Annotated in this window: 18 protein-coding genes and 1 tRNA gene; 15 read left to right on the forward strand and 4 right to left on the reverse strand. The window is 64.9% G+C overall.

Annotated features, from left to right (window positions below; translation table 11 throughout):
• Positions 1 to 47 precede the first annotated feature (47 nt).
• The 9 genes from NMB43_RS01920 to NMB43_RS01960 all read left to right on the forward strand — a co-directional run bounded on the left by NMB43_RS01920 (position 48) and on the right by NMB43_RS01960 (position 7,842).
• On the forward strand, positions 48 to 1,778 hold the full coding sequence (locus tag NMB43_RS01920) for a tetratricopeptide repeat protein (protein WP_494350470.1): 1,731 nt from the start codon (positions 48 to 50) through the stop codon (positions 1,776 to 1,778).
• Positions 1,779 to 1,786: 8 nt separating this feature from the next.
• The gene (locus NMB43_RS01925; protein ID WP_494350471.1) at positions 1,787 to 2,362 is read left to right on the forward strand and encodes an outer membrane lipoprotein LolB; all 576 of its coding nucleotides are present in this window, start codon (positions 1,787 to 1,789) and stop codon (positions 2,360 to 2,362) included.
• Between the two features lie 7 nt (positions 2,363 to 2,369).
• Complete coding sequence (ispE, locus tag NMB43_RS01930; protein ID WP_494350472.1) at positions 2,370 to 3,236, forward strand: 4-(cytidine 5'-diphospho)-2-C-methyl-D-erythritol kinase; 867 nt, start codon at positions 2,370 to 2,372, stop codon at positions 3,234 to 3,236.
• Between the two features lie 52 nt (positions 3,237 to 3,288).
• A tRNA-Gln gene (locus NMB43_RS01935) sits at positions 3,289 to 3,365 on the forward strand.
• A gap of 108 nt (positions 3,366 to 3,473) precedes the next feature.
• Positions 3,474 to 4,430 (forward strand): ribose-phosphate pyrophosphokinase, encoded by a 957-nt coding sequence (locus NMB43_RS01940; protein WP_494350473.1) that lies wholly within the window; start codon positions 3,474 to 3,476, stop codon positions 4,428 to 4,430.
• Between the two features lie 90 nt (positions 4,431 to 4,520).
• A complete protein-coding gene (locus NMB43_RS01945) occupies positions 4,521 to 5,129 on the forward strand; it encodes a 50S ribosomal protein L25/general stress protein Ctc (protein ID WP_494350474.1) in 609 nt (202 codons plus the stop codon).
• Positions 5,129 to 5,722 (forward strand): aminoacyl-tRNA hydrolase, encoded by a 594-nt coding sequence (gene pth, locus NMB43_RS01950; RefSeq protein WP_494350475.1) that lies wholly within the window; start codon positions 5,129 to 5,131, stop codon positions 5,720 to 5,722. The genes NMB43_RS01945 and pth overlap by 1 nt, the downstream gene beginning before the upstream one ends.
• Positions 5,719 to 6,810: a redox-regulated ATPase YchF gene (ychF, locus tag NMB43_RS01955; protein ID WP_494350476.1), complete on the forward strand. Its 1,092-nt coding sequence runs from the start codon at positions 5,719 to 5,721 to the stop codon at positions 6,808 to 6,810. The genes pth and ychF overlap by 4 nt, the downstream gene beginning before the upstream one ends.
• Positions 6,811 to 7,068: 258 nt before the next feature.
• Positions 7,069 to 7,842, forward strand: a complete 774-nt coding sequence (locus NMB43_RS01960) for a PEP-CTERM sorting domain-containing protein (RefSeq protein WP_494350477.1) — start codon at positions 7,069 to 7,071, stop codon at positions 7,840 to 7,842.
• Positions 7,843 to 8,304: 462 nt separating this feature from the next.
• On the opposite strand, the gene prsT is transcribed toward NMB43_RS01960, so the two are convergent.
• The 3 genes from prsT to NMB43_RS01975 all read right to left on the reverse strand — a co-directional run bounded on the left by prsT (position 8,305) and on the right by NMB43_RS01975 (position 14,754).
• Positions 8,305 to 11,067, reverse strand: a complete 2,763-nt coding sequence (gene prsT, locus NMB43_RS01965) for an XrtA/PEP-CTERM system TPR-repeat protein PrsT (protein WP_494350478.1) — start codon at positions 11,065 to 11,067, stop codon at positions 8,305 to 8,307.
• 192 nt (positions 11,068 to 11,259) lie between these two features.
• Positions 11,260 to 13,854: a pectinesterase family protein gene (locus NMB43_RS01970; RefSeq protein ID WP_494350479.1), complete on the reverse strand. Its 2,595-nt coding sequence runs from the start codon at positions 13,852 to 13,854 to the stop codon at positions 11,260 to 11,262.
• A 144-nt stretch (positions 13,855 to 13,998) separates the two neighbouring features.
• The gene (locus tag NMB43_RS01975) at positions 13,999 to 14,754 is read right to left on the reverse strand and encodes a sulfite exporter TauE/SafE family protein (protein ID WP_494350480.1); all 756 of its coding nucleotides are present in this window, start codon (positions 14,752 to 14,754) and stop codon (positions 13,999 to 14,001) included.
• Positions 14,755 to 14,882: 128 nt separating this feature from the next.
• On the opposite strand from NMB43_RS01975, the gene NMB43_RS01980 reads away from it, so the two are divergent.
• From NMB43_RS01980 to ftsX, 4 genes are read left to right on the forward strand one after another with little or no spacing between them, the layout of a single operon-like run.
• Positions 14,883 to 15,989 (forward strand): efflux RND transporter periplasmic adaptor subunit, encoded by a 1,107-nt coding sequence (locus tag NMB43_RS01980; RefSeq protein ID WP_494350481.1) that lies wholly within the window; start codon positions 14,883 to 14,885, stop codon positions 15,987 to 15,989.
• A 13-nt stretch (positions 15,990 to 16,002) separates the two neighbouring features.
• Complete coding sequence (locus NMB43_RS01985) at positions 16,003 to 19,116, forward strand: efflux RND transporter permease subunit (protein WP_494350482.1); 3,114 nt, start codon at positions 16,003 to 16,005, stop codon at positions 19,114 to 19,116.
• A gap of 53 nt (positions 19,117 to 19,169) precedes the next feature.
• A complete protein-coding gene (locus NMB43_RS01990) occupies positions 19,170 to 19,823 on the forward strand; it encodes a cell division ATP-binding protein FtsE (RefSeq protein ID WP_494350483.1) in 654 nt (217 codons plus the stop codon).
• Complete coding sequence (ftsX, locus tag NMB43_RS01995) at positions 19,820 to 20,728, forward strand: permease-like cell division protein FtsX (RefSeq protein WP_494350484.1); 909 nt, start codon at positions 19,820 to 19,822, stop codon at positions 20,726 to 20,728. The genes NMB43_RS01990 and ftsX overlap by 4 nt, the downstream gene beginning before the upstream one ends.
• Positions 20,729 to 20,750: 22 nt before the next feature.
• Here the strand turns inward: ftsX and NMB43_RS02000 are convergent, their stop codons facing one another.
• Complete coding sequence (locus tag NMB43_RS02000) at positions 20,751 to 21,482, reverse strand: FadR/GntR family transcriptional regulator (RefSeq protein WP_494350485.1); 732 nt, start codon at positions 21,480 to 21,482, stop codon at positions 20,751 to 20,753.
• Between the two features lie 263 nt (positions 21,483 to 21,745).
• On the opposite strand from NMB43_RS02000, the gene NMB43_RS02005 reads away from it, so the two are divergent.
• Both NMB43_RS02005 and NMB43_RS02010 read left to right on the forward strand, forming a co-directional pair.
• Entirely contained in the window at positions 21,746 to 22,900 is a 1,155-nt protein-coding gene (locus NMB43_RS02005) for a mandelate racemase family protein (protein ID WP_494350486.1), read from the forward strand.
• 41 nt (positions 22,901 to 22,941) lie between these two features.
• Positions 22,942 to 24,540, forward strand: coding sequence for an ABC transporter substrate-binding protein (locus NMB43_RS02010; protein WP_494350487.1), 1,599 nt, complete (start codon positions 22,942 to 22,944; stop codon positions 24,538 to 24,540).
• Positions 24,541 to 24,711: the final 171 nt, after the last annotated feature.

A 24,711-nucleotide genomic window follows, 5' to 3' on the forward strand; every position in this document is an offset into this window, starting at 1 on the left:
GCTTCCGCTTCACCCCCTCGCTCCACTCTCCAGCCGAGTCGCCCGCCATGGCCATCTCCCTTCGTCTCAGTCGCACCTTACAGCTCATCCTGGCCACGGGTATTGGCATCGGCGCCGCACAGGCGGCCGAACCGGCAAAGAAACCCGCGCCTGCCGCCAGCCGCCCCGTAGCGAGCGTGGCGCAGCAGAACGGCCTCGATCCGGTCACCCTGTACCAGTACCTGCTGGCCGAGATCGCCGCCGCGCGCGGCGAGCTGGGAATCGCCAGCCAGGCCTACATGGAGCTGGTGCGACGCCATCCGATTCCCGCTTTTGCGCGGCGTGCCACTGAACTGGCGGTACAGGCCCGGCAGGGTCAGTGGGCGATCGAGGCTGCCCAAGCCTGGGCCGATGCCGAGCCAGATTCAGTGCCCGCGTTGCAGACGCTCGCCCTGCTGCAGTCGAGCGCCAATGGCAAACCGGAAGAGGTGGAGCGCACCCTGGCCCGCCTCTTCGCCAATAGCGCGGAAGCGCGCCTGAACCTGCTGCCGCAACTGCCGCGCATCTATGCCAACCTGCCGGACAAGGCGCAGGTGCTGGCCAGCGTGCTGCGCCTGACCGAACCCTATCTGAACATGCCGGAGGCGCATCTGGCCCGTGCCCAGGCTTATCTGGGCGATGGTCAGCGCGCCGCCGGTGAGGCCAGCGCGCGCCAGGCCCTCGCCCTGCGTCCTGGCTGGGAGCGCGCCGCGCTGCAGGTAGCGCAGAGCCGCGCTGGTGAGGACGAAACGGCGGCGATGGAGGAGCTTGGTGCCTTCGGTCGCCAGTACCCGCAGGCGCGTAGCGCGCGCAGTGGCTACCTGCGCTGGCTGGCGGGCAAGGGACGCAAGGAAGAGGCGCGCAGCGAGTACCAGCGCCTGCTGAGCGATTTCCCGGGTGACGAGGACATTGCCTTTGTCGTGCTGCAAGCGGCGGTTGCCCAGGCCGACCACGCCACCGCCGAGCCCCTGATCCGGCGCCTGATCGCGGCCGAGCATCCGGAGACCAACCTGCTGCGCATTCAACTCGGGCAGGAGCTGGAGGCAGGCGGGCGGAACGACGAGGCGCGCGCAGCCTACGAGGGCGTGCCTCCGGGGCGTGACTACCTGGCTGCCCGCTCGGCCCTGGCCAACCTGCTGGCGCGCCAGGGACGCCTGGACGAAGGCCGGCGTGTGCTGCAAGACGCGGCCGTGCTGCAGCCGGAGCGCACGACCGCTTACGTGATTGCTGAGTCTGGCGTGCTGCTCAAGCAGGGTAAGCCGGCCGAGGCCTCCGCCTTGCTGGAGAGTGCGCTCGCCAAGAGCCCCGAGGATAGCGAGCTGTTGTATGAAGCTGGCATGGTGGCCGAACGCGCCAACCAGTTGGAGCTCATGGAAACCCATCTGCGCAAGCTGATCCGCCTGAAGCCGGATCACGCCCATGCCTACAACGCCCTGGGCTACACCTTCGCCGATCGCAACATCCGCCTCGACGAGGCCGAAAGCCTGCTGTTGCGGGCCATCTCGCTGGCTGGCGACGATGCGGCGATTCTCGACAGCGTGGGTTGGTTGTACTTCCGCAAGGGTGACTTCACTCGTGCCATCGAGTACCTGCAGAAGTCTTACGCCCGCCTGCAGGACGACGAGGTCGCGGCCCATCTGGTGGAGGCCCTGTGGGCCGCCGGTCGCAAGGACGAAGCCATGCGCCTGCTGGAGAGCGCGCGCAAGGCGCGGCCCAAGAGCGAGTTGCTCGACAAGCTGGAGGCGCGGCTCGTCCGATGAGCCCCCGCATGTTCGATGTATCGCGTCACCTGCTGATGCTGGTGGCTGCCTGCGTACTGTGGGGATGCGCCACCGCGCCCGTTCCCGTGCCCAGCGAGCCCCGACCGCCCCGCGCCAGCATCGCCAGCTTTGCGTTGGAGGCGCGCGCGGTGATTCGGCAGGGCGAGCGTGCCGACAGTCTGCGCATGGCCTGGGAGCATTCTCCGCAACTGGACGTCGTGGGCTTCATCAGTCCCCTGGGGCAGAAGTTGGCCGAACTGCAGCGCGATATGCACGGTGCGCGCTGGCTGGGTGCCGACGGCGAGCGGGTCGAGGCAGAGCGGCCAGACGAGCTGTTCGCCCGTCTGACCGAGGTGCCGGTGCCGCTCGATGCGATGAGCGAATGGATGCTGGGCCGTGTCAGCGCGCAGGCCACCGCCTTGCGCCACGACGAGTTCGGCCGCCTGGAGTCTGCACTCGACCGTGGCTGGCGGATTCAGGTCCTGGCCTACGAAAGTGCCGCAGTGGATGCGCTGCCCAGCCGTCTGGAACTCACCCATGGCACTCTGCGGATTCGCCTGGCCATCGAAAACTGGAGCTTGTGAGCGCGTGATGGACGAGCAAGAGCTGCACTGCCCGGCGCCGGCCAAGATCAATCTCTTCCTGCATGTCACCGGCCGTCGTCCTGACGGCTACCATCTTTTGCAGAGTGCCTTCCGCCTGCTCGACCGGGCGGACGACATCGTGTTGCGTCTACGTGAGGATGGCGAGGTCACGCGCAGTAGTGATCTGCCTGGCGTGCCGGTGGAACAGGATCTGGTGGTGCGAGCCGCGCGTCTGATGCAGGCGCGCACAGGCTGCCGCCTGGGTGTGGATATCGCCGTCACCAAGCGCCTGCCCATGGGCGGCGGGTTAGGAGGAGGCAGTTCGGATGCCGCCAGCGTGATGCTGGGCCTGAACCGGCTGTGGGGGCTGGATGTGCCGCGTGCGCGCTTGCAGGAATGGGGTTTGAGCCTGGGTGCGGACGTCCCCTTCTTCCTGTTTGGCCGTACTGCATTGGCCGAGGGCGTGGGTGAGCAGTTGCGACCGTTGGACCTGCCTCCGGCTTGGTACGTGGTGGTCGAGCCGCCAGTTTCGGTGCCGACCCCACAGATTTTCGCCGCAAAGGAATTGACACGAGACTCCAAGCCCCTAATAATGTCGGGCTTTCCGGCGAAGGATTGCTGGGCGATCGAAAACGAAGCCCGCAATGACCTGCAGCCGGTCGCCTGTGGCTTGTATCCGCCGGTTCAGGAAGCGCTCGACGCGCTGGCGGAATATGGAGTCCCCAGGATGAGCGGTTCCGGCGCCTGCGTGTTCCTTGCCTGTGAGAGCGAGGCTGCGGCGCGCAAGGTTGAGGCGGCGCTGGCAGACCGTTGGAAGGTCTGGGTGGCAGCCTCCCTGGAACGCCATCCGTTGTGGGGTGCCACACGCGAGTAAATGGTTTGACGGACTTGCCGGGTGGCGATGCGGCAGGTCTCAAAAAGGTTATTGGGGAGTCGCCAAGTTGGTTAAGGCTCCGGATTTTGATTCCGGCATTCGAGGGTTCGAGTCCTTCCTCCCCAGCCAGTCAATCGGGCAGGCAGCAATCAAATTGCTGCCTGCCCGAGTGTTTTGTAGTGCTTTAATCGCATATTTCCGTTCCGTGACAGGAACGCTCGCTCTGCAGAGGTAGTCATGGCGTACCGCAGCCTGATGGTCTTCACTGGCAACGCCAATCCCAAGCTTGCCGGTGACGTGGTCAAGCGTCTCGGCATTTCGATCGGTGCCGCGACGGTCGGTCGCTTCTCCGACGGCGAAGTCAATGTCGAGTTGCTTGAAAATGTCCGTGGCAAGGACATCTTTGTCCTGCAGCCGACTTCGGTGCCGACCAATGACAACCTGATGGAGCTGATGATCATGGTCGACGCGCTCAAGCGCGCCTCGGCCGGCCGTATCACCGCCGCCATCCCGTACTTTGGTTATGCCCGCCAGGATCGTCGTCCGCGCTCTGCACGCGTGCCGATCACCGCCAAGGTCGTGGCCAACATGCTGCAAGCCGTGGGCGTGCAGCGCGTGCTGACGGTCGATCTGCACGCCGACCAGATCCAGGGTTTCTTCGATATTCCGGTCGATAACATCTATGCCACCCCCTTGCTGCTGGATCACCTGCGCAAGACTGAGGACCTCAAGGATCTGATCGTGGTGTCGCCCGATGTGGGTGGCGTGGTGCGCGCGCGTGCCGTGGCCAAGCACCTGGAGACGGACCTGGCGATCATCGACAAGCGTCGTCCCAAGGCCAACGTGTCCGAGGTGATGAACATCATCGGCGACATCGAAGGTCGTACTTGCGTGATCGTCGATGACATCGTGGATACCGCCGGCACGCTGTGCAAGGCCGCCCAGGCGCTCAAGCAGCAGGGGGCCAAGCGAGTGGTGTCGTACATCACGCACCCGGTGCTGTCGGGCGCGGCGATCAGCCGCATCAACGATTCCGAACTGGATGAGCTGGTCGTGACCGACACCATCGCGCTGACGGATGAAGCGCGCGCATGCCGCAAGATCAAACAGGTTTCGATCGGCGCCCTGCTGGCCGATACGATGCTGCGCATCAGCAACGAGGAGTCGGTGTCCTCCTTGTTCATGGAAGACTGATTTTTGGTTTCGGGGGCTGGCGCGAGCCGGTCCCTTTTTGTGTAGGCGCCCGACTGGTCGCGGGACGGCGCCGTAATTCTGGAGATGACAATGCAATTTTCGTTCAAGGCTACCAAGCGCGATGAACAGGGCACGGGTGCGAGCCGCCGCCTGCGTCGTGCTGGCCAACTGCCGGGTATCGTGTACGGCGCTGGCAAGGACCCTATCCCTGTTCTGCTCGACCACAACGAGCTGTTCCACCTGCTGCGCAACGAGAAGTTCCACTCGTCCGTGCTGAACGTGGACGTCGAGGGCAGTAAGGAAACCGTCGTGCTGCGCGCCACCCAATGGCACCCGTTCCGTCAGCAAGTGCTGCACCTGGACTTCCAGCGTGTCGATGCTGCGGCCAAGCTGCACCTGAAGGTGCCCCTGCACTTCATCAACGGTGACGTGGCGCCTGGTGTGAAGCTGGACGGCGGCATGGTGTCGCACCCGGTCAATGAACTGGACGTGCAATGCCTGCCGGGCAACCTGCCCGAGTTCATCGAAGTCGACCTGGGCGCACTGCGTGCCGGCGAATCCATCCATGCTTCGCAGATCAAGCTGCCGGCGGGCGTGGAACTGGCCGCGCATGGCGATGCCGATCCGGTTGTGGCCTCCATCCTGAAGGCGCGCGGCGCTGATGCCGAGGCTGCTGAGGGTGAAGCGCCCAAGGCCTGATGACGCAGTCGGCTCCCAAGCTGATCGTCGGGCTCGGCAATCCCGGGCCTGAATACTCCGAAACCCGGCACAACGCCGGGTTTTGGTTTTGTGAGCGCCTGGCGCGCGAGTTGGGTGCGCCGCTCAATCATGAATCGCGCTATCACGGCTTCGTCGGGCGGGCCGGCAACGTCTGGATCCTGTTGCCACAGACCTATATGAACCGTTCCGGTCAGGCGGTGCAGCCGCTGGCACATTTCTACCGCATCGCGCCTGCTGAAATGCTGGTGGTGCATGATGAGCTGGACATCCCGCCCGGCCATCTGCGCTTGAAGTTCGGTGGTGGATTGGGCGGGCATAACGGCCTGAAGGACATCACTTCGCGCTTGGCGACTCAGGACTACTGGCGCCTGCGCATCGGCATCGGTCACCCCGGTGACAAGGCGCAGGTCGCGAACTATGTGCTCAATCGCGCGCGGCGCGAAGAGCAGGACGAGATCGACGCGGCAGTGGATCGCGCCTTGCTGGCCTGGCCCAAGATTGCCAAGGGCGACTGGAACGCCGCCATTCAATACATCAACACGCGCCCTGCGGCGCCCAAGGAAACAGCATGAGTCTCAAGTGCGGCATCGTCGGCCTGCCCAACGTCGGCAAGTCCACCCTGTTCAATGCGCTGACCAAGGCCGGCATCGCAGCCGAGAACTACCCCTTCTGCACGATCGAACCTAACGTGGGCATCGTCGAAGTGCCGGATCCGCGCCTCGACGCGCTGTCGGCCATCGTCAAGCCGCAGAAGATCCAGCCGGCCATCGTCGAGTTCGTGGATATCGCCGGCCTGGTTGCCGGTGCCTCCAAGGGTGAAGGCCTGGGCAACCAGTTCCTGGCCAACATCCGCGAAACCGATGCCGTCGTGAACGTGGTGCGCTGCTTTGACGACGAGAACGTGGTGCACGTGTCCGGCCGCGTCGATCCGATTGCTGACATCGAGACCATCGTGACCGAACTGGCGCTGGCCGACCTGGCCTCGGTGGAGAAGTCCATCGCGCGTGACGGTAAGAAGGCCAAGGCGGGCGACAAGGAGGCACAGAAGCTGGTCGCCGTGCTGGAGCGCCTGCTGCCGCACCTGAACGAGGGCAAGCCTGCGCGCACGCTGGATCTTTCTGATGATGACAAGGCGCTGATCAAGCCCTTGTGCCTGATGACCATCAAGCCTGCGATGTACGTCGGCAACGTGTTGGAGGACGGTTTCGAGAACAATCCGCACCTGGATCGCCTGCGTGAGCATGCAGCCAAGGAGGGCGCGCCGGTGGTCGCCGTGTGCGCCAAGATCGAGCAGGAACTGGCTGACCTGGACGATGAGGACAAGAAGGCCTTCCTGGCCGATCTGGGCCTCGAAGAGCCGGGCCTGAACCGCTTGATCCGTGCCGGCTATGATCTGCTGGGTCTGCAGACCTACTTCACCGCCGGCGTGAAGGAAGTGCGGGCCTGGACCATCCACAAAGGTGATACCGCGCCCCAGGCGGCCGGAGTGATCCACACCGATTTCGAGCGCGGCTTCATCCGCGCCCAGACCATCGCGTACGAGGACTTCATCCAGTACGGCGGTGAGCAGGGCGCCAAGGAAGCCGGCAAGATGCGTGCGGAAGGTAAGGAATACGTCGTCAAGGATGGCGACGTCATGAACTTCCTGTTCAACGTCTAAAACGCAAAAAAAGACCGTACAGATGTGCGGTCTTTTTTCTGTCGTGAGCGGATGGTGGCCTCGAAAGGCCACAGAAGGCACCCTTCTGAAGAAACGTAAATTCCTTCACGGAGGCGCGTCAGCTTTCTTTACATTGATTTTGATGCTTGAATGATTTTATCGGTAACTTGTTGATATTTATTGAGTAAATAATTTGGCACGCTGCGTGCTTAATCCTCCTTGCTGAGCAACTCAATCCGATCAACAAGGAGTCAATAAATGTTCACCAAGTCCTTGATGGCTGTGGCTGTCGTGGCCGCCTTCTCGACCAGCGCACATGCCCTGCCGAGCGTCTTCAACGATTCGATCCCCGCAGGCATCGCGTCCTTCGACGCCACCATCGCCGCCACAGGGGCAAGCGTGTCCACCGCACAGATCGTGACGGGCACCAGCGTCTACAACTACATCGACAAGGATGGCAATGCCGCCACCGTGACGATCACCCGCCCGAACGGCAGCGCAGCCAGCTTCTATGGCCAGTACGGCTCGATGACGGGAGCTTCGTTCTCGATCAACCCGGGCAGCAGCGGCTCCGATCCGATCCCGGGTTACAACTCGGGTATCACCTTCACGTTCAGCTCGCCGGTCAATGCCTTTGGCTTCGAAGTGGGTGACTGGGCAACCTGCTGCTATACGGGTACGCGTCCTGCTGCGGTTCAGAGCAGCTACGGCGTGCCGGCCAATGGTTCTGGCCTGTGGATCGGGTTTGACGGCGGCGCTCAAAAGCTGACTGCCAACGCCGACGACTATTCCGACAACCCCGGCTACGCCAAAGGTGGTGTGTTCGAAAACTTCATCGGCGCGATCGATGACACCGGCTTCTTCTCCAGCGTGACCTTCTTTGGTGACGGCTTTGGTGAGGTGCTGACGGCGGGCGGTACGCTGCGTTTCGCTTCCGTGCCGAAGGGTTCGGTGAGCGTGCCTGAGCCGACCTCGATGCTGCTGGTTGGCCTCGGTCTGGCTGGACTGGCGCTGCGCCGCAAGTTCGCCTGAGCCTTGAGCGCAAAGGGGAGAGATCCCCTGAGGCTAAAAGCCCCTCGTAAGAGGGGCTTTTCTTTTATGGGGGCCGAGATTCTGTGGCTGCGGGTGGCGTGTTGCGCTGAGATCAGGAGAGTGTGTGCGTGGCGTGACCTGGCAACTGGTTGAACTCCGTTGATCGATGATGCAGTGCTGACAGCGTGAGGCTTCCTGCGTGGTTCGCAAGTGTTTTGCGTAAGCGCGCTTGCCTGCCGCGAACGGCGAGCCTCGTTCCGGCCGTGTCTGGTCGTGTGTGAGGGGCCTTTCACTGCGCAGCGGCACGACGTCTGGGGCCGAGCGGGGCTTGTGGCGGGTGACTGGGCTGCACCTGACCTCGATGTGGACGGCTACCGAGTGACCGATGGAGCTAAGCAGATGCTCCATCGGTGTAGCCCTTTGCGGACCTGGCGGGCGACCCCGCTGCGCGCAAGCGGGATGTCAGAGACTGCTCTTGAGTTTGTTGAAGTCTTGTAGGGACACGCTGTTGAGCTTGCTGCCATCGATTTCGTCGAGCAGTTTGCGCGCTTCGCTCCGATCACCGCCTGCTGCCAATTGCATCGCCAGATGCAGGCGGATGTCAGGAACGGTCGGCGCCAACTGCACCGCTTTGCGCAGCATCTCGATGGCTTCCTTGGTCTGCTTGTTCATGGCCAGTGCCAAGCCCAGCGTATCGACGACAGCCGGTGCGTTGGGGGCCAGCGCGTAAGCTGCGCGGGCATCAGTCAGTGCGCTCGGATCGCCAGCCTGGATCTTTTGCCAGGCGAGATCATTCAACACGGCGGCGTGGCCAGGCGCTTGCTGGTTGAGGCGTTGCAGATAGCCGATGGCGTCTTTGTGCTGGTTGCGCTGGCCCGCTCTTTGCGCGGCGAACTGAAGTGCTGTCAGATCTGCCGGGTGAGCGGCAAGCCATGCGTTCAGCTCCCGATCGGCCTTGGGTGATTCGCTGATTCTGTCGAGGACGGTGATGCGCCGCAGTTGCGCGGGGCCTTCGGTGCCAAGCTCGCTTGCCTTGGCATAGGACTTGAGCGCGTCTTCGTAACGTTTGGTCTGGACGAATACATCGCCTTGCATGATGTAGCCCTGTGGCGCCCAGGCTTTGCGGTCGCGCAGGATGCTGATGGTGGTCAGCGCATCTTCGGCTTGCCCGAGTTGCACCTGAAGTGCGGCGAGCGTGGTGTGGACCGACATGTCGTCCGGGAAGCTGGCGATCGCTTTCTTCATGAGGCTGATGGCTTGGTCGGCCTGACCTGCACGGACCAAGGCTTCGGCTTGCCGGATGTGCAGACTTGGCTGGTCAGGGAAGCGCGCGATCAACTGGCCAAAGATCTGCGCCGCTTGCTGGTGATCTCCCTTGGCTTGCAGGACCGAGGCCAACAAGGTTTCCATCGCGGGCGAGGCGGGGTCTGCGGCCTGACCCGCCTGGGCAATCGAGAGCGCCTTGTCGACTTGGTTCAGCGATAGCAGGTGGTTGGTTGCGCTTTCCCGCAAGGTCACTGACGTCGGGACGGCAGCGATGCCACGCTCCAGCACGGCGAGCACATCGTCCGGTGGGGCATTGTCGGCGCGTCGCATGATGGCGGCGTCGACATAGACGCGTGCATCGGTTGTCTTCGCATCCATGGCTTTCTGGAGCCGGTTGAGAACGGTGTCCTTCTCGGCGCGGGACTTGGCTGACGCACGCAGCGCGAGGAGGGCCGGGTAGTAGTCGGCCTGAACATCGAGGGCAGCCAGGGTGTGCCGGAGTGCTTCGGCTTGCTGGCCGGCGCTTCCTGCGATCGCTGCACGCCACATGTGCGGCGCCGCCTTGTTTGGGAACTGGGCAATCTCCTGATCGGCAAGACGTTGTGCCGTGTCGCGCTGGCCTCCGCGCAGGGCGACCTGGAAGATCCGTTCGCGCAGCGTGTCGTCATTGCCTGCCTGCTGCTCCGCTTCGGCCAACAAGGCGAGGGCTTTGTCCTTTTGACCGAGCTCGAAGTGCATTTCCGCCTGGCGCACGGTCAGGGCGGCCTTCTGTTTGCTGGCCGGGTTGGCGCGAAGCTTGTCGAGCGTGGTTACAGCGTCATTGCGTTTGCCTGTCTGCCATTGGGTTTCGGCTTGCAGGCTGAGCAGTCGTTCGTCGCTGGGAGCGAGTACCAGGCCGCGTGCGATCCATGTGCTTGCCTCTGCTGTCTTGCGTTGGGCGAGGAGCGCTTCGCTCAGCAATCGATAGGCTTCCGGCGCGGTGTCGCGGACACCGACGGCCTTGCGTGCGCGCGCTTCGGCAGAAGCGAGCTCGCCGCGTGACAGCTCGATCTTGCCGGCGATGATCAGCGCAGGGTAGTGCTCGGGTGCGCTGGCCAGGACGCGCTGGGCTTGTGTATGCGCCTCTTCCGGCCGTCCTTCCTGCAGCTTGAGATAAGCATCGATGAACTGGGAGCGGTAGTGCCCAGGCGCCGTCTGCATCAACTGGTCGCGCAGTTTCTTGCCTTCCGGCAGCTTGCCAAGCGCCAGGTAGGCTTCGGCCAGGGCAGCCTGCAGCTCTGGATGTCCGGGCATGGCTTGATAGGCTTTCTCTGCAGCCACAAGTGCCTGTTCTTCCTGGCCGGCCGCCGCATAGAGGCGACCGATGCCGCGCCACAGGTTCCAGGAAAGCGGGCCTTTGCCCTGTAACTCGGTGGCTTGTGCCAGCGCTTGCTCCCGACGACCTTCAATGAAGTCGAGTTGCGCCTTGGCAAGCAACAGGCTGGGGGTGGCTTGCTTGGCGCGCTCGATGAAGCGATGCGCCTCCGCCGGTTTGCGGTCGGCCAGGGCGGCGGTGGCCAGGGCGGCGCTGAGATTGCTCATTGCCGTGGCATCGTTCAGTTGGGTCGCGCCATATTTACGCAGCAGCGCGCTCGGCTCCGCATTCTCAAGGGAGAGAACCGCGATGCGTGGGACGAGTTCGTCTGCCGAGGCGCCCAGCTCCAGCGCACGCGCGTACTGCTCTTCGGCCTCGTTCAGCTTGCCGGAGCGCTCCAGCGCATCGCCCAGTGCAATCCGTACCTTGGCGGATTCCGGTGCCTGCTGTACCGCGTTCTTCAGCACGATGACCGCCTGGTTGAAGTCCTGTTTCTCGATGGCGGCCTGGCCTTCCTTCAGATAGTCGTCGCTCGATTTGGAGCAGGCGAGCAATGACAGGGTCAGGCAGGTACACAACAGGTGGCGTGCGGCGGGCATATCCATCTCCGGAGTGGGAAGTGTGCTGATCGCTGATGCCGCATGGGCCCAGAGCGACCGCGGGGGCAGTTTACAGCGTGCCTTCCCTGCAGGTGGCGAGTGCCGACGTTTGGGCTGAGTCGTGCGGTGAACTGCGACGCAGACAGGAATGAAAAAAGGGGAGCTTGCGCTCCCCTTCTCGATTGGCTGGTGTCGTGCTTAAGGCGCGGGGTTCCAGCCTGCGCCGCTGTTGTAGGCGGCGAAGATCTTGGCCCGGCTGGAGAACTCGGCGGCGTACTCGGCATCGGTCAGCGTGTAGCCGCCAACGCGCTTGCTGGTATCCAGCTTGGCGCCGCTCAGGTCCATGCTGCCGTACTCGCGCCAGCCGCTGGTAGCGGTCGGCGTGGCCGGGTTGGACTTGGGTTGGCCTTCGACGTCATAGGCCCAGCCCATCGGGTTGATGTGGCTGCCCATCTTGGTGTTCACGTACACCGCGTTGTCCGTCCAGGTGCCGGCCGCCGCACGGGCGAGGTAGACCGCGGTCGGTGCGGGTGCGCCGCCGGGGCCGACGCCGCTGGTCAGGCTGCTGTTGAGGAACACGAAGCCCTTGTCGGTGGCGCCTGTCGTGCGCGACTGCAGGATGTAGCCCGAGCTGGAGCACATGGTGTCGCCAACCGAGCGGATTTCGCTGTTCTCGAACAGCGCCACGCGGTTGTTGCCCCAGATGAAGTCGACGTTGCCGGCGATCAGAGTGTTGTAGAACCAGCTGTAACCCTTGACCTGGATGGTGTCCTGCTCGCTGTAGAAGTTGGCGTTCTTGGCGATCAGGCGATCCGTATCGGCGCCGTTGAAGTACAGGGTTTCGGCCTGGCTGGAGGAGGGCGAACGCAGCGTGGTGTTCTTCAGCGTCAGCGTGTCCAGCGTGAACTCGTCGGCGATCTCGATCAGCAGCACGGCGCGGCCACCCGCGGTGCCGGAGGCGGTCGAGGCCTGGCTCGCACCGGAGCCCGAGTTGATGCTCTCGTTGTTCTTGTACTGGATCACCACGCCATCGCGGCTCTCACCCTTCAGCGTGACCTTGTCGCGGTCGCGGATGAACAGCAGTTCCTCGTACGTGCCGTTCTTGATCGTGACGGTAGCTGCCGTGGTCTTGTCGGCATGCGCCATGATGTGGCTCAGCGCGCCCTGCACGGTGCGGAAGTCCGCCGTACTACCGGTGTCGTCCACCGTCACGTTGAGAGCCGTCGGGGCGGCAGCCTTGGTCGTGAAGGACCAGCCGGCTGCCTTGCCGATACCGGTGAAGCTGGTACCGCTGAAGTTGGCACCGGTCAGGGTGCCGTCGGAGATCGCGACGTAGTACTCGGTGCCGTACTCCAGCTTGTTGCTATGCGGCGTGATGGTCACGGTGTTGCCGGAGACGCGGATCGGCGTGGTTTTCACCGCGCGGAAGGCTGCGCCACCCTTCGGGCCGATCAGATCGGTCTCGTCGGCCGGCTTGATGACATCCACCAGCGAGTCGTCGCTCTTCTTGAAGATGCGGATGGAACCCAGGTTGGTCAGCGTCGGGGCCGAATCGAAAGTCAGTTGCAGGCTGCCGTCGATGTAGGCGGCCGTTTCACCGGCGGCGGGCACGACCTTGCCGCTCAGGTTGTAGGTCTTGCTCGACTGCACGAACTGCGGCGCGATTGTCGCCACAATGCTGCGGGTCACCTTGCTGTCCGAACCGCTGGTGAAGGTGATCGTGGCCGTGCCGGCGCCTACCGGGGTCAGTGTGACGTTGGTGCCGTTGATGGCGGCGGTCACGACCGAGGTATTGCTGGAGGTGGCCGTGAAGCTGTCGGCGGTTACGCCGTCACTCTGCTTCGCGGTCACGGCGATCACTTGGGGCGCGTCACCGGCTTCGGCGGAGTAGGCCGTGATGGCGGGCGACAGCGTCAGTTGCACCGGCTTGACCGCCGGATCGCTGACGCGCACGTCGTCAATCTGGAAGGACTTGTTGTCGGTGAAGATACCGATCAGGCCCTTGCCGGTCAGCTCGGTGTAGGCCGCAGCGCCGGTCGGGATGCCATCTGTGATGGTGGCATTCACGACGCGCTCTCCGTCGAAATAGGCGCGCACACTAGTGCCGATCATTTCCAGACGCAGCGTGTACCACGGGCCGTCCTGGGCGATCGCGCGCTTCATCTGGATGGTACGGGTCAGGGTGCCGTTGATCATCTTGACCAGTTCCACCTGGGTGCTGCCGGTGGAGTTCTGCACGTTCAGCAGGGCGCCGTACCAGTTCGTTTCGTTGACGTAGCGACCCATCAGCACGATGCGCTTATTGCTGGTGGTGCTGTTGGTCATGGGCTTGAAGCGCGCTTCGACCGAGTAATCGGCGCTGCTCACGCCTGTGAAGGCGGTGGGCTTGACCAGGGCCAGCACGCCGCCCTTGGCTGCTGCGGTGTACTGCATGACCTGGTTGGCGCTGCCGTTCTCGGCGATGACCGAGAAAGCGCCGTCGGCGGGGCCGACGCTACCGCTGGCGGCCATCGGGAAGTCCCACTTGGCCGAGTTGCCAGCTTGGAAGTCGTCGCAGAAATAAGCGCCGCTGGGACAGGTGAGCGGGGTGATCGGGCCGCCGGAGCTGGAACTCGAACTGCTGGAGCTCGAGCTGCTGGACGGCGCGACGCAGACGGCCGCGCCACCGGAGCTAGAGCTGCCGCTGGCGACCGTGGCGGGCGTGTCGTCGTTGCCACTGCCGCCGCAGGCGACGAGCAGAGGGAATAGAAGTGCAGTGATCAATGCGCTGCGACTGGACAATAAGGGTTTCATGTTGCCTCCTGATGCGCGGCCGTTTTCTCGTGGATGCCGCTGTACGTGCGAGCGCAATGGCTGACGCCAGCCCGCTAGCCGCGGCAATATATCGCTGCGGCATAGCGGGGGAGGACTGCCTGTGGGCTCACAGGCCGTGCACTATCAGTGCACAATCGCGTCGAACAGGAGCTTGAGGCCGGTGAGCAGGAGGAGGACGTAGGAGACGCGATAGAACAGCTTGTCGTCAATGCGTCTGTGCAGCCAGGCGCCCAGATACACGCCCAGCGGGGCGAGCGGCGCGAGGATCAGGGCGGTGCCCAAGTTGCGCGCATCGAGTTGCCCAAGCTGTGCGTAGGGAATCAGCTTGATGTAGTTCACCAGGGTGAAGAACAGGGTCAGCGTAGCGACCAGACGCGTCTTGTCGAGTTGCTTGGGCAGCAGGTAGATCATCGCGGGCGGGCCGCCGGCATGCGCCACGAAGCTGGTGAAGCCGGACAGGCTGCTCCACAGCGTGGCGCGTGCCGCTTCAGGCAGGGGGGACTCGTCGCGCGGCTGCAGGCCCAGCAGGCGCTGCAGCGAGAACAGCACGGCCAGGGTGCCGATCAGGCCCTCGACCCAGTGCCCGCTGAGCTGGTGAAACAGCAGCCAGCCCACGACGATGCCCAGCACGGCCCCGGGCAACATGTGCAGGAGCAGGGATTTGTCCCAGGCCTTGCGGTAGGTCCACCAGCCGAACAGATCCATCGTGCACAGGATGGGCAGCATGATGCTGGCGGCTTGTGGCACGGGGATCACCAAGGCCATCAAGGGGACGGCCAGCACCCCCAGACCGCCCGCGAAACCGCCCTTGGAGATACCGGTCAGCAGCACGGCCGGCACGGCGAGCCAGTAGAAGAACGGATTGTCGATGAAGCTCATGGGGCGGTCTGTCGGGGCGAGGCGGCATGATAACCCGCAGCCATCTGACGGCATCGCATGAGCAGTATTCACGAGTGGGCTAACATGTCGGGTTTCGTTTGTCATTTCTCGGGTAGGGCGTCATGAACATGCGTGCCAAGATCGCTTGGATACTCCTTGCGCTGGGGGTGGTGGTGCTGGCGGGTGCGCTCTTGCTGTGGCGCGGCCGCCCTGCGGCGCCTTTGCCGGAAAAGGTGGAGGCGCCCCTGGAGATCGCCGCGGTCGACGTCGTCGCGGTGCGCAGTGGCCGTGTGACGCGCAGCGTGCAACTGTCCGGCCTGATGCAGCCGGTGCGTCAGTCTTTGCTGACCGCCGAGGTCGAGGGGCGGGTGGAAGAGGTCATGGTGCGGGCCGGCGAGCGCGTGGCGGCGGGCCAGGTGCTGGCGCGCATGGACACGCGCGACCTGGGTAACCGCCTGGCGCAGCAGCGTGCCAATCTGGCGGCCAGCCGCGCTCAGCTCGAACTGGCGCAGAAGAACTTCGACCGCAATCAGGAGCTGCTGGCGCGTAACTTCATCTCCGCCACCACCGTCGACAACAGCCGCAGCACGCTGGAGGCGGCGCGCGAGACCCTCAAGGCCAACGAGGCCCTGGTGGCTCTGGCCAGCCAGGCGCAGGACAAGGCGGTGATCCGCGCACCGCTGGCCGGCGTGGTGGCCGAGCGCAGCATTGAGGTGGGCCAGCATGTGGGGCTCAACGCCCGCATGTTCTCAATCGTGGACCTGTCCAAGCTGGAGTTTGCCGCCAGCGTGCCGGTCACCCAGGTCGCCGCGGTTGGCGTCGGGCAGGAAGTCACGCTGGCCGTGGAGGGCATGAGCGGCACGGTGACGGGCAAGGTCGAGCGCATCTCGCCGGTGGCCGACCAGGGCTCGCGCATGATCCCCGTCTTCGTCGGGGTGGCCAATCCGGACGGGCGTCTCAAGGGCGGCATGGTGGCGCAGGGGCGCATCGTGATCGCGGATTCGGGGCCCACCCTGCTGGTGTCCGACCAGACGATCCGTCATGAGCAGGGCGCGGACAAGGCGCTGGTCGTGGTGGAGGGCAAGATCGAGCAGCGCACGCTGGTGCTGGGCTTGCGTGACGAGGAGAGCGGGCTGATCGAGGTGAAGTCCGGTCTCAAGGAGGGCGAGCAGGTGCTGCTCGCGCGGGTGGCCGGGCTGGCGCCGGGTCAGGCCATCAAGCTCGCGGCCCAGTAAAGGAAGCATCGCCATGTGGTTCACCCGCGTCAGCATCCATAACCCGGTCTTCGCCACCATGATGATGGTGGGCCTGATGGTGCTGGGGCTGTTCTCCTACAAGCGCCTTGCGGTGGAAGAGTTCCCCGACGTCAAGTTCCCGGTGGTGGTGGTGTCGACCACCTATGCCGGCGCGTCGTCCGAGGTCGTCGAGACCGACATCTCGCGCAAGGTCGAGCAAGGGCTGTCGGCGATCAACGGGCTCAAGAATCTCTATTCCTACAGCTACACCGGGCGTTCGGTGGTGGTGGCCGAGTTCGAACTGACGGTGGACCCCGAGGTCGCGGTGCAGGATGTGCGCGAGAAGGTGGCGGCGGTGAAGGCGGGCTTCCGCAAGGAGATCGACGAGCCCCTGATCAGCCGCTTCAACCCGGACGAGCGCCCCATCATCACCATCGCGCTGACCTCCTCGCGCCTGCCCTTGCGCGAGCTGACCACGCGTGCCGAGCAGTACGTGCAGAAGCAGTACCAGACGCTCACTGGCGTTGGCCAGGTCAACGTGGTCGGTGGTGCGCGGCGCGAAATCCAGGTGCTGCTGAACCCGGACGCGATGCAGAGCTTCGGCGTCGGTGCCGACCAGGTCATCAACGCCTTGCGCGCCGAGAACCAGGAGCTGCCCGCCGGCAGCATCGAGGTGCGCGCGACCGAGAAGCTGGTGCAGATCAATGGCCGCCTGCCCACGCCCGAATCCTTCGAGCGTCTGGTCATCGGCAAGCGCGGCGACAGCCCGATCTACCTCGGCCAGGTGGCGCGCGTGGTGGATGGCGAGGCCGAGCGCGAATCGGTCTCGCTGATCAACGGCCAGCCCGGTCTCACGCTGGACATCGTGAAGGTGCAGGGCGCCAACACCATCGCCGTGGCCGATCTGGTGCGCGCGCGCACCGCGCAGCTGAGCACCGAGCTGCAGGCCGAAGGCATCGAGATGAAGCTGCTCAATGATTCTTCGCGCAGCGTGCGCAACGCCATCGCCGGGGTGCGCAGCAACCTGCTCGAAGGCGCGGCGCTGACCATCCTGATCGTGTATCTGTTCCTCGGTTCCTGGCGCAGCACGGTGATCACCGGCCTGACCCTGCCGGTCGCCATGCTCGGTTCCTTCTGGTTCATCTACATCGCTGGCTTCACGCTGAACCTGATGACCCTGATGGCCTTGTCGCTGTGCGTGGGCTTGTTGATCGACGATGCCATCGTGGTGCGCGAGAACATCGTGCGCCATGCGGCGATGGGCAAGAAAGCCTTCGATGCGGCGATGGACGGCACGCGCGAGATCGGCCTGGCGGTGCTGGCCACCACCCTGTCCATCGTCGCGGTGTTCCTGCCGGTCGGTTTCATGGGCGGCATCATCGGCCGCTTCTTCTTCGCCTTCGGCCTCACTGTGACGGCGGCGGTGCTGATCTCGATGTTCGTCAGTTTCACGCTGGACCCGATGATGTCCTCCGTGTGGCCCGACCCCGAGGTGCATGGCACCCGGCGGCGCGGCCTGTTCGGCGGCATTCTCAATCGGTTCGAGGCCTGGCTGGACGCGTGCGCCGATGCGTACGCGTGGCTCATCGGCTGGTGCCTGCAGCATCGCAAGACGGTGATCGCCATCGCTGCCCTCTCCCTGTTTGGCGCGTTTGCCCTGGTCAAGGTGGTCGGCGCGGAGTTCGTGCCGCAACCCGACATGTCGCGCCTGCAGGTGCGCTTCGATGCGCCCGAGGGCTCCGCGCTGGCCTATACCACCGCCAAGGCCTTGCAGGTGGAGGCAGCCCTGCGTGAATTCCCCGAGGTGGCCGAGGCCTACACCAGCATCAACGTGGGCGGCGCCATGGGCAAGCATGCGGTCAACATCGACCTGCGTCTGCTGCCGCGTGCCGAGCGCAAGCGCAGCCAGCGCATGCTGATCCCGCTGTTCCGCGAGCGTGTGCTGCGCGTGGCCGGCATTACGCTCAAGGGCATCATCGTGCCGAGCGGGCCGGGCGGCGGCCAGAAGCCGATCTACCTGTCGATCCAGGGCGGTGACTTCCGCGAGCTCAAGCGCATCTCAGACGAGGTGATGGCGCGCATGCAGAAGATTCCGGGCGTGGTGGAGCTGGACAGCTCGCTGCGCGCGACCAAGCCGACGCTGGCGGTCGAGATCAATCGCGAGCTGGCGGCGCAGGTCGGCTTGTCGCTGTCCAGTGTGGCCGGCGCGTTGCGCCCCCTGGTGGCGGGCGAGGCGGCGACTACCTGGCTCGCCCCGGACGGCGAGAACTATGACGTGCGGGTGCGCCTGCCGCGCAGCGAGCGGGGCTCCAGCGCCGACCTGGAGCGCCTGCCTTTCGCCAGCTCGCGTGTCGACGCCAGCGGCCGGCCTGTGATGATTCCGCTGGCGCAGATCGCGCGCGTGGAAGAGACCACCAGCCCCTCGCAGATCAACCGCCGCTCGCTGTTCCGTGAGGTCGCCATCACCGCCAGCCTGGATGGCCGGCCACTGGCCGATGTGAGCGCCGAGATCAAGCGCATCATCGCCGACATCAAGCTGCCGCCGGGCTATCGTTTCGATCTCGGCGGCCAGTCCAAGGACATGGCCGAGTCTGGCGCCTATGCCGCCTCGGCCCTGCTGCTGGCGGTGATCTTCATCTACATGGTGCTGGCGAGCCAGTTCGGGTCCTTCATGCAGCCGCTGGCGATCATGAGTTCGCTGCCGCTGTCGCTGATCGGCGTGATGCTGGCGCTGTTGGTGGCCGGCAGCACGCTGAACATCTTCTCCATCATCGGGGTGATCATGCTGATGGGCCTGGTGACCAAGAACGCGATCCTGCTGGTGGACTTCGTCAACCAGGCGCGGCGCGAGGGCAAGGAGCGCTTCGCCGCCATCGTGGAGGCGGGGCGGGTGCGCCTGCGGCCGATCCTGATGACCACCTTCGCCATGGTCTTCGGCATGATCCCGCTGGCCTTCGCGATGAGCGAGGGCTCCGAGCAGCGCGCACCGATGGCGCACGCCATCATCGGCGGGGTGATCACCTCCACGCTGCTGACCCTGATCGTGGTGCCGGTGGTGTTCACCTACCTCGACGATCTGGCACAGCGCGTGCGGCGCCGCCGACCCGCCATGCAGGAGGGGGCGTAATCGGCGAAAATGCCGCGTCCGCCGACCGGCGCATCCCGTTCCCCGCCCTTTCCATGATCCGTTTCGACAATGTCAGCAAGCGCTACCCCGGCGGCCACGAGGCCTTGTCCGGCGTCAGTCTTGAAATCCGCCACGGCGAGTTGCTGGTGCTGGCCGGCCATTCCGGCGCCGGCAAGAGCACCCTGCTCAAGCTGATCGCCGCGCTGGAGAAGCCCAGCGCCGGCCGCGTGCTGGTCAATGACCTCGACGTCGGCCGCCTGCGCGCTTCGCAAGTGCCCTACCTGCGGCGCAGCCTGGGCCTGGTGATGCAGGAGCATCGCCTGCTGCTCGATCGCACGGTGTTCGACAACGTGATGCTGCCGCTGCTGGTGACCGGCACCCCACCCGCCGATGCGGCCAAGCGCGTGCGTGTGGCGCTGGAACGCGTGGGCATGCTGGCGCACGAGCAGGCCAACCCGGTGACCCTGTCGGGCGGCGAACAGCAGCGCGTGGCGATTGCGCGCGCCATCGTCAATCGCCCCTCGATCCTGATCGCCGACGAGCCGACCGCACACCTGGACCCGGCCTACGCGCGCGAGATCGCCGCGCTGTTCCGCAGCTTCCACGCGGCCGGCGTGACCCTGATCCTCGCCACCCACGACGACACCTTGTTCTCGCCCTATGGCGCGCGCCGCGTCGAACTCGCCAAAGGGAGCCTCCTCGCATGAGCAGCCTGTTTCCGCACCGCATGGCGCTGGGCCGTGCCGTCCGCCGCCTCAGCCAGAAACCCTTCGGCACCCTGCTGTCCACCCTGGTCATCGCCATTGCATTGGCGCTGCCGGTGCTCGGCTATGTGCTGGTCGACAACCTGGCCGGCATCGCGCGTGGCGTCTCCGGCAAGCCCGAGATCAGCCTCTTCTTCAAGCTCGACACGCCGCGCGAGCAGGCCCAGGCCATCGAGACCCGGCTGCGTAGCGACAAGCGCGTGGCGGCACTGCGCTTCGTCACCCGCGAAGAGGCGCTCAAGCAGTTGTCGGCACGCGGTGGCTTTGCCGACGTGACCAGTGCATTGCCCGAGAACCCCTTGCCCGACGCGCTGATCCTGGAGCCGCGCGACGATGCGCCGGCCGCCTTCGCCGCCTTGCGCGACGAACTGGCGAAGCTGCCCGAGGTGGCCCTGGTGCAGCTCGATACGCAATGGGTGGCGCGCATGCACCAGCTCATCGAGGTGGCACGCGGCGCCAGCCTGTTGCTGGGCCTGCTCTTCGGCACCGCGCTGGTGATCGTCACCTTCAACACGATCCGCCTGCAGATCCTGACCCAGCGGCAGGAGATCGCGGTGAGCCTGATGCTGGGTGCGACGCGCGAGTTCGTGCGCCGGCCCTTCCTGTACTTCGGCTTCCTGCAAGGCTTGCTGGGCGGCTTGCTGGCTTGGGGCATGGTGGCGGCGCTGATGCTGCTGATCGCGCCGCGCCTGCAGCAGCTCGCGGCCAGCTTCTCCATCGTGGTCGACCTGGCTGGGCCGGGCCCGCTGCATGTGGTCGTGCTGCTGGCCTTTGCCGCGCTGCTCGGCTGGCTGGGGGCGGCGCTGTCGGTGCGCCGCCACCTCCACGACGGACCCGTGGTGGACTGAGTTTTGGCCCGGCTTCAGGGCTTCAGGGCGTGAGGCGTGCCAGGCTGCGCTGCAGGCGCGCCTTGCTGGCCGTCAGGTGCATGCGCAAGGCGGCGCGCGCGGCCTCGGGGTCCTGACGCTCGATGGCGTAGCAGATCTGCTCATGCTCGCGCTGCACGCGGGCGAGGTAATCCGCCATCGGCGTTTCGTCGAGGCGCACCGACTGCAGGCGCGCCCGTGGGATCAGCAACTCGCCCACGTAGTTGAATAGTTTGAGGAAGTGCGGATTGTCCGCGGCTTCCATGATGCTGCGATGGAAGCGCATGTCGGCATGCACCGCATCCTCGCCGCGCGCCAGCGCCTCGCCCATCTCGCGCAGCGCATCCTGGATCGCCGCCAACTGCGCCGGCGTGCGGCGCTGCGCGGCCAGCACGGCCGCCTCGGCCTCCAGCGCGATGCGTAATTCCAGCACCGACACCATCTCCTGCACGGCGGACAGCTTGTCGGCATCGATCTGGAAGCCTTCCGTCATGTCCTGCTGCATCACGAAAGCGCCCACGCCATGCACGGTCGTCACGCGGCCGCCCGCGCGCAGGTTGGCGATGGCCTCGCGCACCACGGTGCGGCTGACGCCGAACTCACTGATCATTTCCTGCTCGCTGGGTAGCCGCGAGCCGACCGGGTAGGCGCCGCTGGAGATCCGCTCGGCCAGCGTGCGCGTGAGCTGGACCGACAGGGTTTCGCGGCGGCGCATGGGTTGTACGGCGTTGTTCATGGTTGTCCTTAGTCGGCGACTCCTGTGATGAGTTGCCCGATGGATGCCTAGTCTGCCTCTATATTGTCACACGTCTCATCAAGATCAAAGCCCGGCCTGAGCGATAGCAGCAATCCTATTCGCGCGCAAACCCTTGCTTTATAGGGTTAACGAGTAAGGGTTTAGAGTTTTGACAGCGCTTGTTTCCGACTTCTACTATTGGCCCAACTCGTATGATGACTGATGAGTTGAGTCCACACCCATCCCGGTTTCCAGGAGCAAGCATGAAGATCGAAAGCCTACGCGGCACCGTGTTCACCTACCCGAGCAAGCGCTCGGTCGATAGCGCGGGCCATTCCCATCCCGGGCCGGAGAAGGAGGCCAGGATGGCTATGCTGACCATCACCTGCGACGACGGCAGCGAGGGGCATGCCTTCGGCCCGGTCGAGGTGGTGCGCAAGCACGTGGTCGATGCCTTCTTCCGCAAGGTCATGGTGGGGGCCGACCCCTTCATGCGCGAGCAGATCTGGCAGGACCTGGCGCACTGGCAGCGCGGCAGCGCTGGCCAACTGACCGACCGCGCCATGGCGGTGGCCGACCAGGCGCTGTGGGATCTGGCCGGGCGCAAGCTGGGCCAGCCGGTCTACAAGCTGATCGGCGGCTACCGCGACAAGGTGCCGGCCTACGGCTCCACCATGTGCGGCGATGAGTTGAAGGGCGGGCTGTCGACGCCCGAGGAATACGCGGACTTCGCCCTCAAGCTCGTGGCGCGCGGCTACAAGGCGATCAAGCTGCACACCTGGATGCCGCCGGTGGCCTTCGCCCCGAATGTGGAGATGGACATCAAGTGCTGCGCCGCGGTGCGCGAAGCGGTCGGCCCCAACATCGACCTGATGCTCGACGGCTACCACTGGTACAGCCGCACCGACGCACTGAAGATCGGGCGTGCCCTGGAGAAGCTCCAGTTCGCCTGGTTCGAGGAGATGATGGACGAGCAGAGCATGTCGTCCTACGTGTGGCTGACCCAGCAGCTCGACATCCCCATCCTCGGCCCCGAGTACATGGGCGGCAAGCACCACACGCGCGCCGAGTGGATCAAGTCCGGCGCAGCGACGATCACGCGCGCCGGTGTGCCGGGCGTGGGCGGCATCACCCCGACCCTCAAGGTGGCCTACATGGCCGATGCCTTCGGCATGAACTGCGAGGTGCATGGCAACGGCGCGGCCAACCTCGCGGTGTGTGCTGCGATCAAGAACTGCCAGTGGTACGAGCGTGGCCTGCTGCACCCCTTCCTCGACTACGACGAGGTGCCGGCCTATCTCAACAGCCTGGCCGACCCCATGGACCAGGACGGCTTCGTGCACCTGTCGCAGAAGCCCGGCCTGGGCGAGGACATCAACTTCGAATACATCGCCGCCCATACCGTGAGCACTTACTGATCCGCTTCGCAGGACCCATTACAAAACGGAGGAGACCCGTGATGAAACTGCCGCATCTGCTGGCCATCTGTGCCTTGTCGATCTCGCTGATCGGTGGCGTGCAGGCCAAGACGCCGACCGATCAACTGATCGTCGGCATGAGCATGAACAACCTGCTGTCGCTCGACCCGGCCGGCGCCACCGGCAACGACGTGGTCGAGATCAACGCCAACATGTACGACTCGCTGGTCGAGCTGGACCCGGCCGACACCTACAAGGTGCTGCCGGGGCTGGCCGAGAGCTGGGCGGTGGCGCCGGACAACCGCAGCATCACGTTCAAGATCCGCAAGGGTGTGAAATTCCATTCGGGTAACGTGTTGAGCGCCGAAGATGCCGCCTGGTCGTTGCAGCGCGTGCTCAAGCTGAATCTCGCGCTGGCCTCGGTGTGGAAGAGCTATGGCTTCACCGCCACCAACGTCGACAAGCAGATCCGCGCCACCGACCCGCAGACCCTGGTGATCGACCTGCCCGAACCGACCGACCCCAAGCTGGTGATCTACACCCTGGGTACCTCGGTCAGCGCGATGATCCTCGACAGCAAGAAGGTCATGCAGAACGAGAAGGACGGGGACCTGGGCCGTGCCTGGCTCACCACCAACGAAGCCGGCTCCGGCCCCTTCGCACTGAACGAATGGCGCCAGAAAGATGTGCTGCTGATGACGCGCTTCGACGGCTACTGGCGTGGCACGCCCAAGCTGCGTCGCGTGGTGTTGCGCCACATGACCGAATCGCAATCGCTGCGCCTGATGCTGGAGCGCGGTGACATCGACGTGGCCAACGGCATGTCGGTGCCCGATGTCGAGGCGATGAAGAAGAACCCCGGCGTGGTCGTCGAATCGGTCAAGCGCGGTAACGTGTACTACGTGGCGCTCAGCGTGAAGGACCCCAAGTTCGCCGACAAGCGTGTGCGCCAGGCCGTGCGTGCCCTCATCGACTACGAGGGCATCAACAAGACCGTGATGCCCAACTACGGCATGTTCCACCAGCGCCCGGTGCAGATGGGCCTGCCGGCCACGCTGCCCAACCCCGGCTACAAGCTGGACGTGCCGACCGCGCGCAAGCTGCTGGCCGAGGCGGGCTTCCCGAACGGCTTCAAGACCACCATCCGCGTGCTGTCCGACCCGCCCTTCATCAACATCGCCACCAACCTGCAGGCCACGCTGGCGATGGGCGGCATCGAAGCCAGCGTGATCCCCGGCACCGGCAACCAGGTCTACGGCGCGATGCGCGACCGCAACTTCGAGATCATCGTGGGTCGCGGCGGCGGTGGTGCCGAACCGCACCCGCACAGCAGCCTGCGCTCCCTGGTCTACAACCCGGACAACCGGGATGAAGCCAAGCTGACCAACTTCCAGGGCTGGCGCACCTCCTTCATCAGCCCCGAGATCAACGCGCTGATCGAGAAGGCCGAGGTCGAGCAGGACGAGAAGAAGCAGATCGCGATGTACCAGGAAATCCAGAAGCTCTACGACAGCCAGGTCGGCGCCATCCAGCCGGTGTCGCAGATGGTGGAGACCGTGGTGCTGCAGAAGGACGTGCGCAACTTCCACACCCACCCGGCCGCGACCACGCGCTGGCGCGAGGTCTTCAAGCAACGGTGAGGCCCGGGCGTGGTGGCGTATTCGAACCCCTCCCTGCCTCCCCTTGTCAGGGGAGGAGAACAGCGTGGGCCGTCGCGGTCACCCTCCCCTGACAAGGGGAGGGGTGGGCAGTGGTTGAGGCCCGTTCATCTGGACCACCGAGCAGATCGCCATTACGCCAGCGAACCCGAC

The organism is Uliginosibacterium sangjuense, from assembly GCF_059132465.1.

Excerpts from the sequence above, each read along its gene's own strand:
- NMB43_RS01920 (WP_494350470.1), top strand. The coding sequence starts at position 48 with ATGGCCATCTCCCTTCGTCTCAGTCGCACCTTACAGCTCATCCTGGCC.
- NMB43_RS01925 (WP_494350471.1), top strand. The coding sequence starts at position 1,787 with ATGTTCGATGTATCGCGTCACCTGCTGATGCTGGTGGCTGCCTGCGTA.
- ispE (WP_494350472.1), top strand. The coding sequence starts at position 2,370 with ATGGACGAGCAAGAGCTGCACTGCCCGGCGCCGGCCAAGATCAATCTC.
- NMB43_RS01940 (WP_494350473.1), top strand. The coding sequence starts at position 3,474 with ATGGCGTACCGCAGCCTGATGGTCTTCACTGGCAACGCCAATCCCAAG.
- NMB43_RS01945 (WP_494350474.1), top strand. The coding sequence starts at position 4,521 with ATGCAATTTTCGTTCAAGGCTACCAAGCGCGATGAACAGGGCACGGGT.
- pth (WP_494350475.1), top strand. The coding sequence starts at position 5,129 with ATGACGCAGTCGGCTCCCAAGCTGATCGTCGGGCTCGGCAATCCCGGG.
- ychF (WP_494350476.1), top strand. The coding sequence starts at position 5,719 with ATGAGTCTCAAGTGCGGCATCGTCGGCCTGCCCAACGTCGGCAAGTCC.
- NMB43_RS01960 (WP_494350477.1), top strand. The coding sequence starts at position 7,069 with ATGTTCACCAAGTCCTTGATGGCTGTGGCTGTCGTGGCCGCCTTCTCG.
- prsT (WP_494350478.1), bottom strand. The coding sequence starts at position 11,067 with ATGGATATGCCCGCCGCACGCCACCTGTTGTGTACCTGCCTGACCCTG.
- NMB43_RS01970 (WP_494350479.1), bottom strand. The coding sequence starts at position 13,854 with ATGAAACCCTTATTGTCCAGTCGCAGCGCATTGATCACTGCACTTCTA.
- NMB43_RS01975 (WP_494350480.1), bottom strand. The coding sequence starts at position 14,754 with ATGAGCTTCATCGACAATCCGTTCTTCTACTGGCTCGCCGTGCCGGCC.
- NMB43_RS01980 (WP_494350481.1), top strand. The coding sequence starts at position 14,883 with ATGCGTGCCAAGATCGCTTGGATACTCCTTGCGCTGGGGGTGGTGGTG.
- NMB43_RS01985 (WP_494350482.1), top strand. The coding sequence starts at position 16,003 with ATGTGGTTCACCCGCGTCAGCATCCATAACCCGGTCTTCGCCACCATG.
- NMB43_RS01990 (WP_494350483.1), top strand. The coding sequence starts at position 19,170 with ATGATCCGTTTCGACAATGTCAGCAAGCGCTACCCCGGCGGCCACGAG.
- ftsX (WP_494350484.1), top strand. The coding sequence starts at position 19,820 with ATGAGCAGCCTGTTTCCGCACCGCATGGCGCTGGGCCGTGCCGTCCGC.
- NMB43_RS02000 (WP_494350485.1), bottom strand. The coding sequence starts at position 21,482 with ATGAACAACGCCGTACAACCCATGCGCCGCCGCGAAACCCTGTCGGTC.
- NMB43_RS02005 (WP_494350486.1), top strand. The coding sequence starts at position 21,746 with ATGAAGATCGAAAGCCTACGCGGCACCGTGTTCACCTACCCGAGCAAG.
- NMB43_RS02010 (WP_494350487.1), top strand. The coding sequence starts at position 22,942 with ATGAAACTGCCGCATCTGCTGGCCATCTGTGCCTTGTCGATCTCGCTG.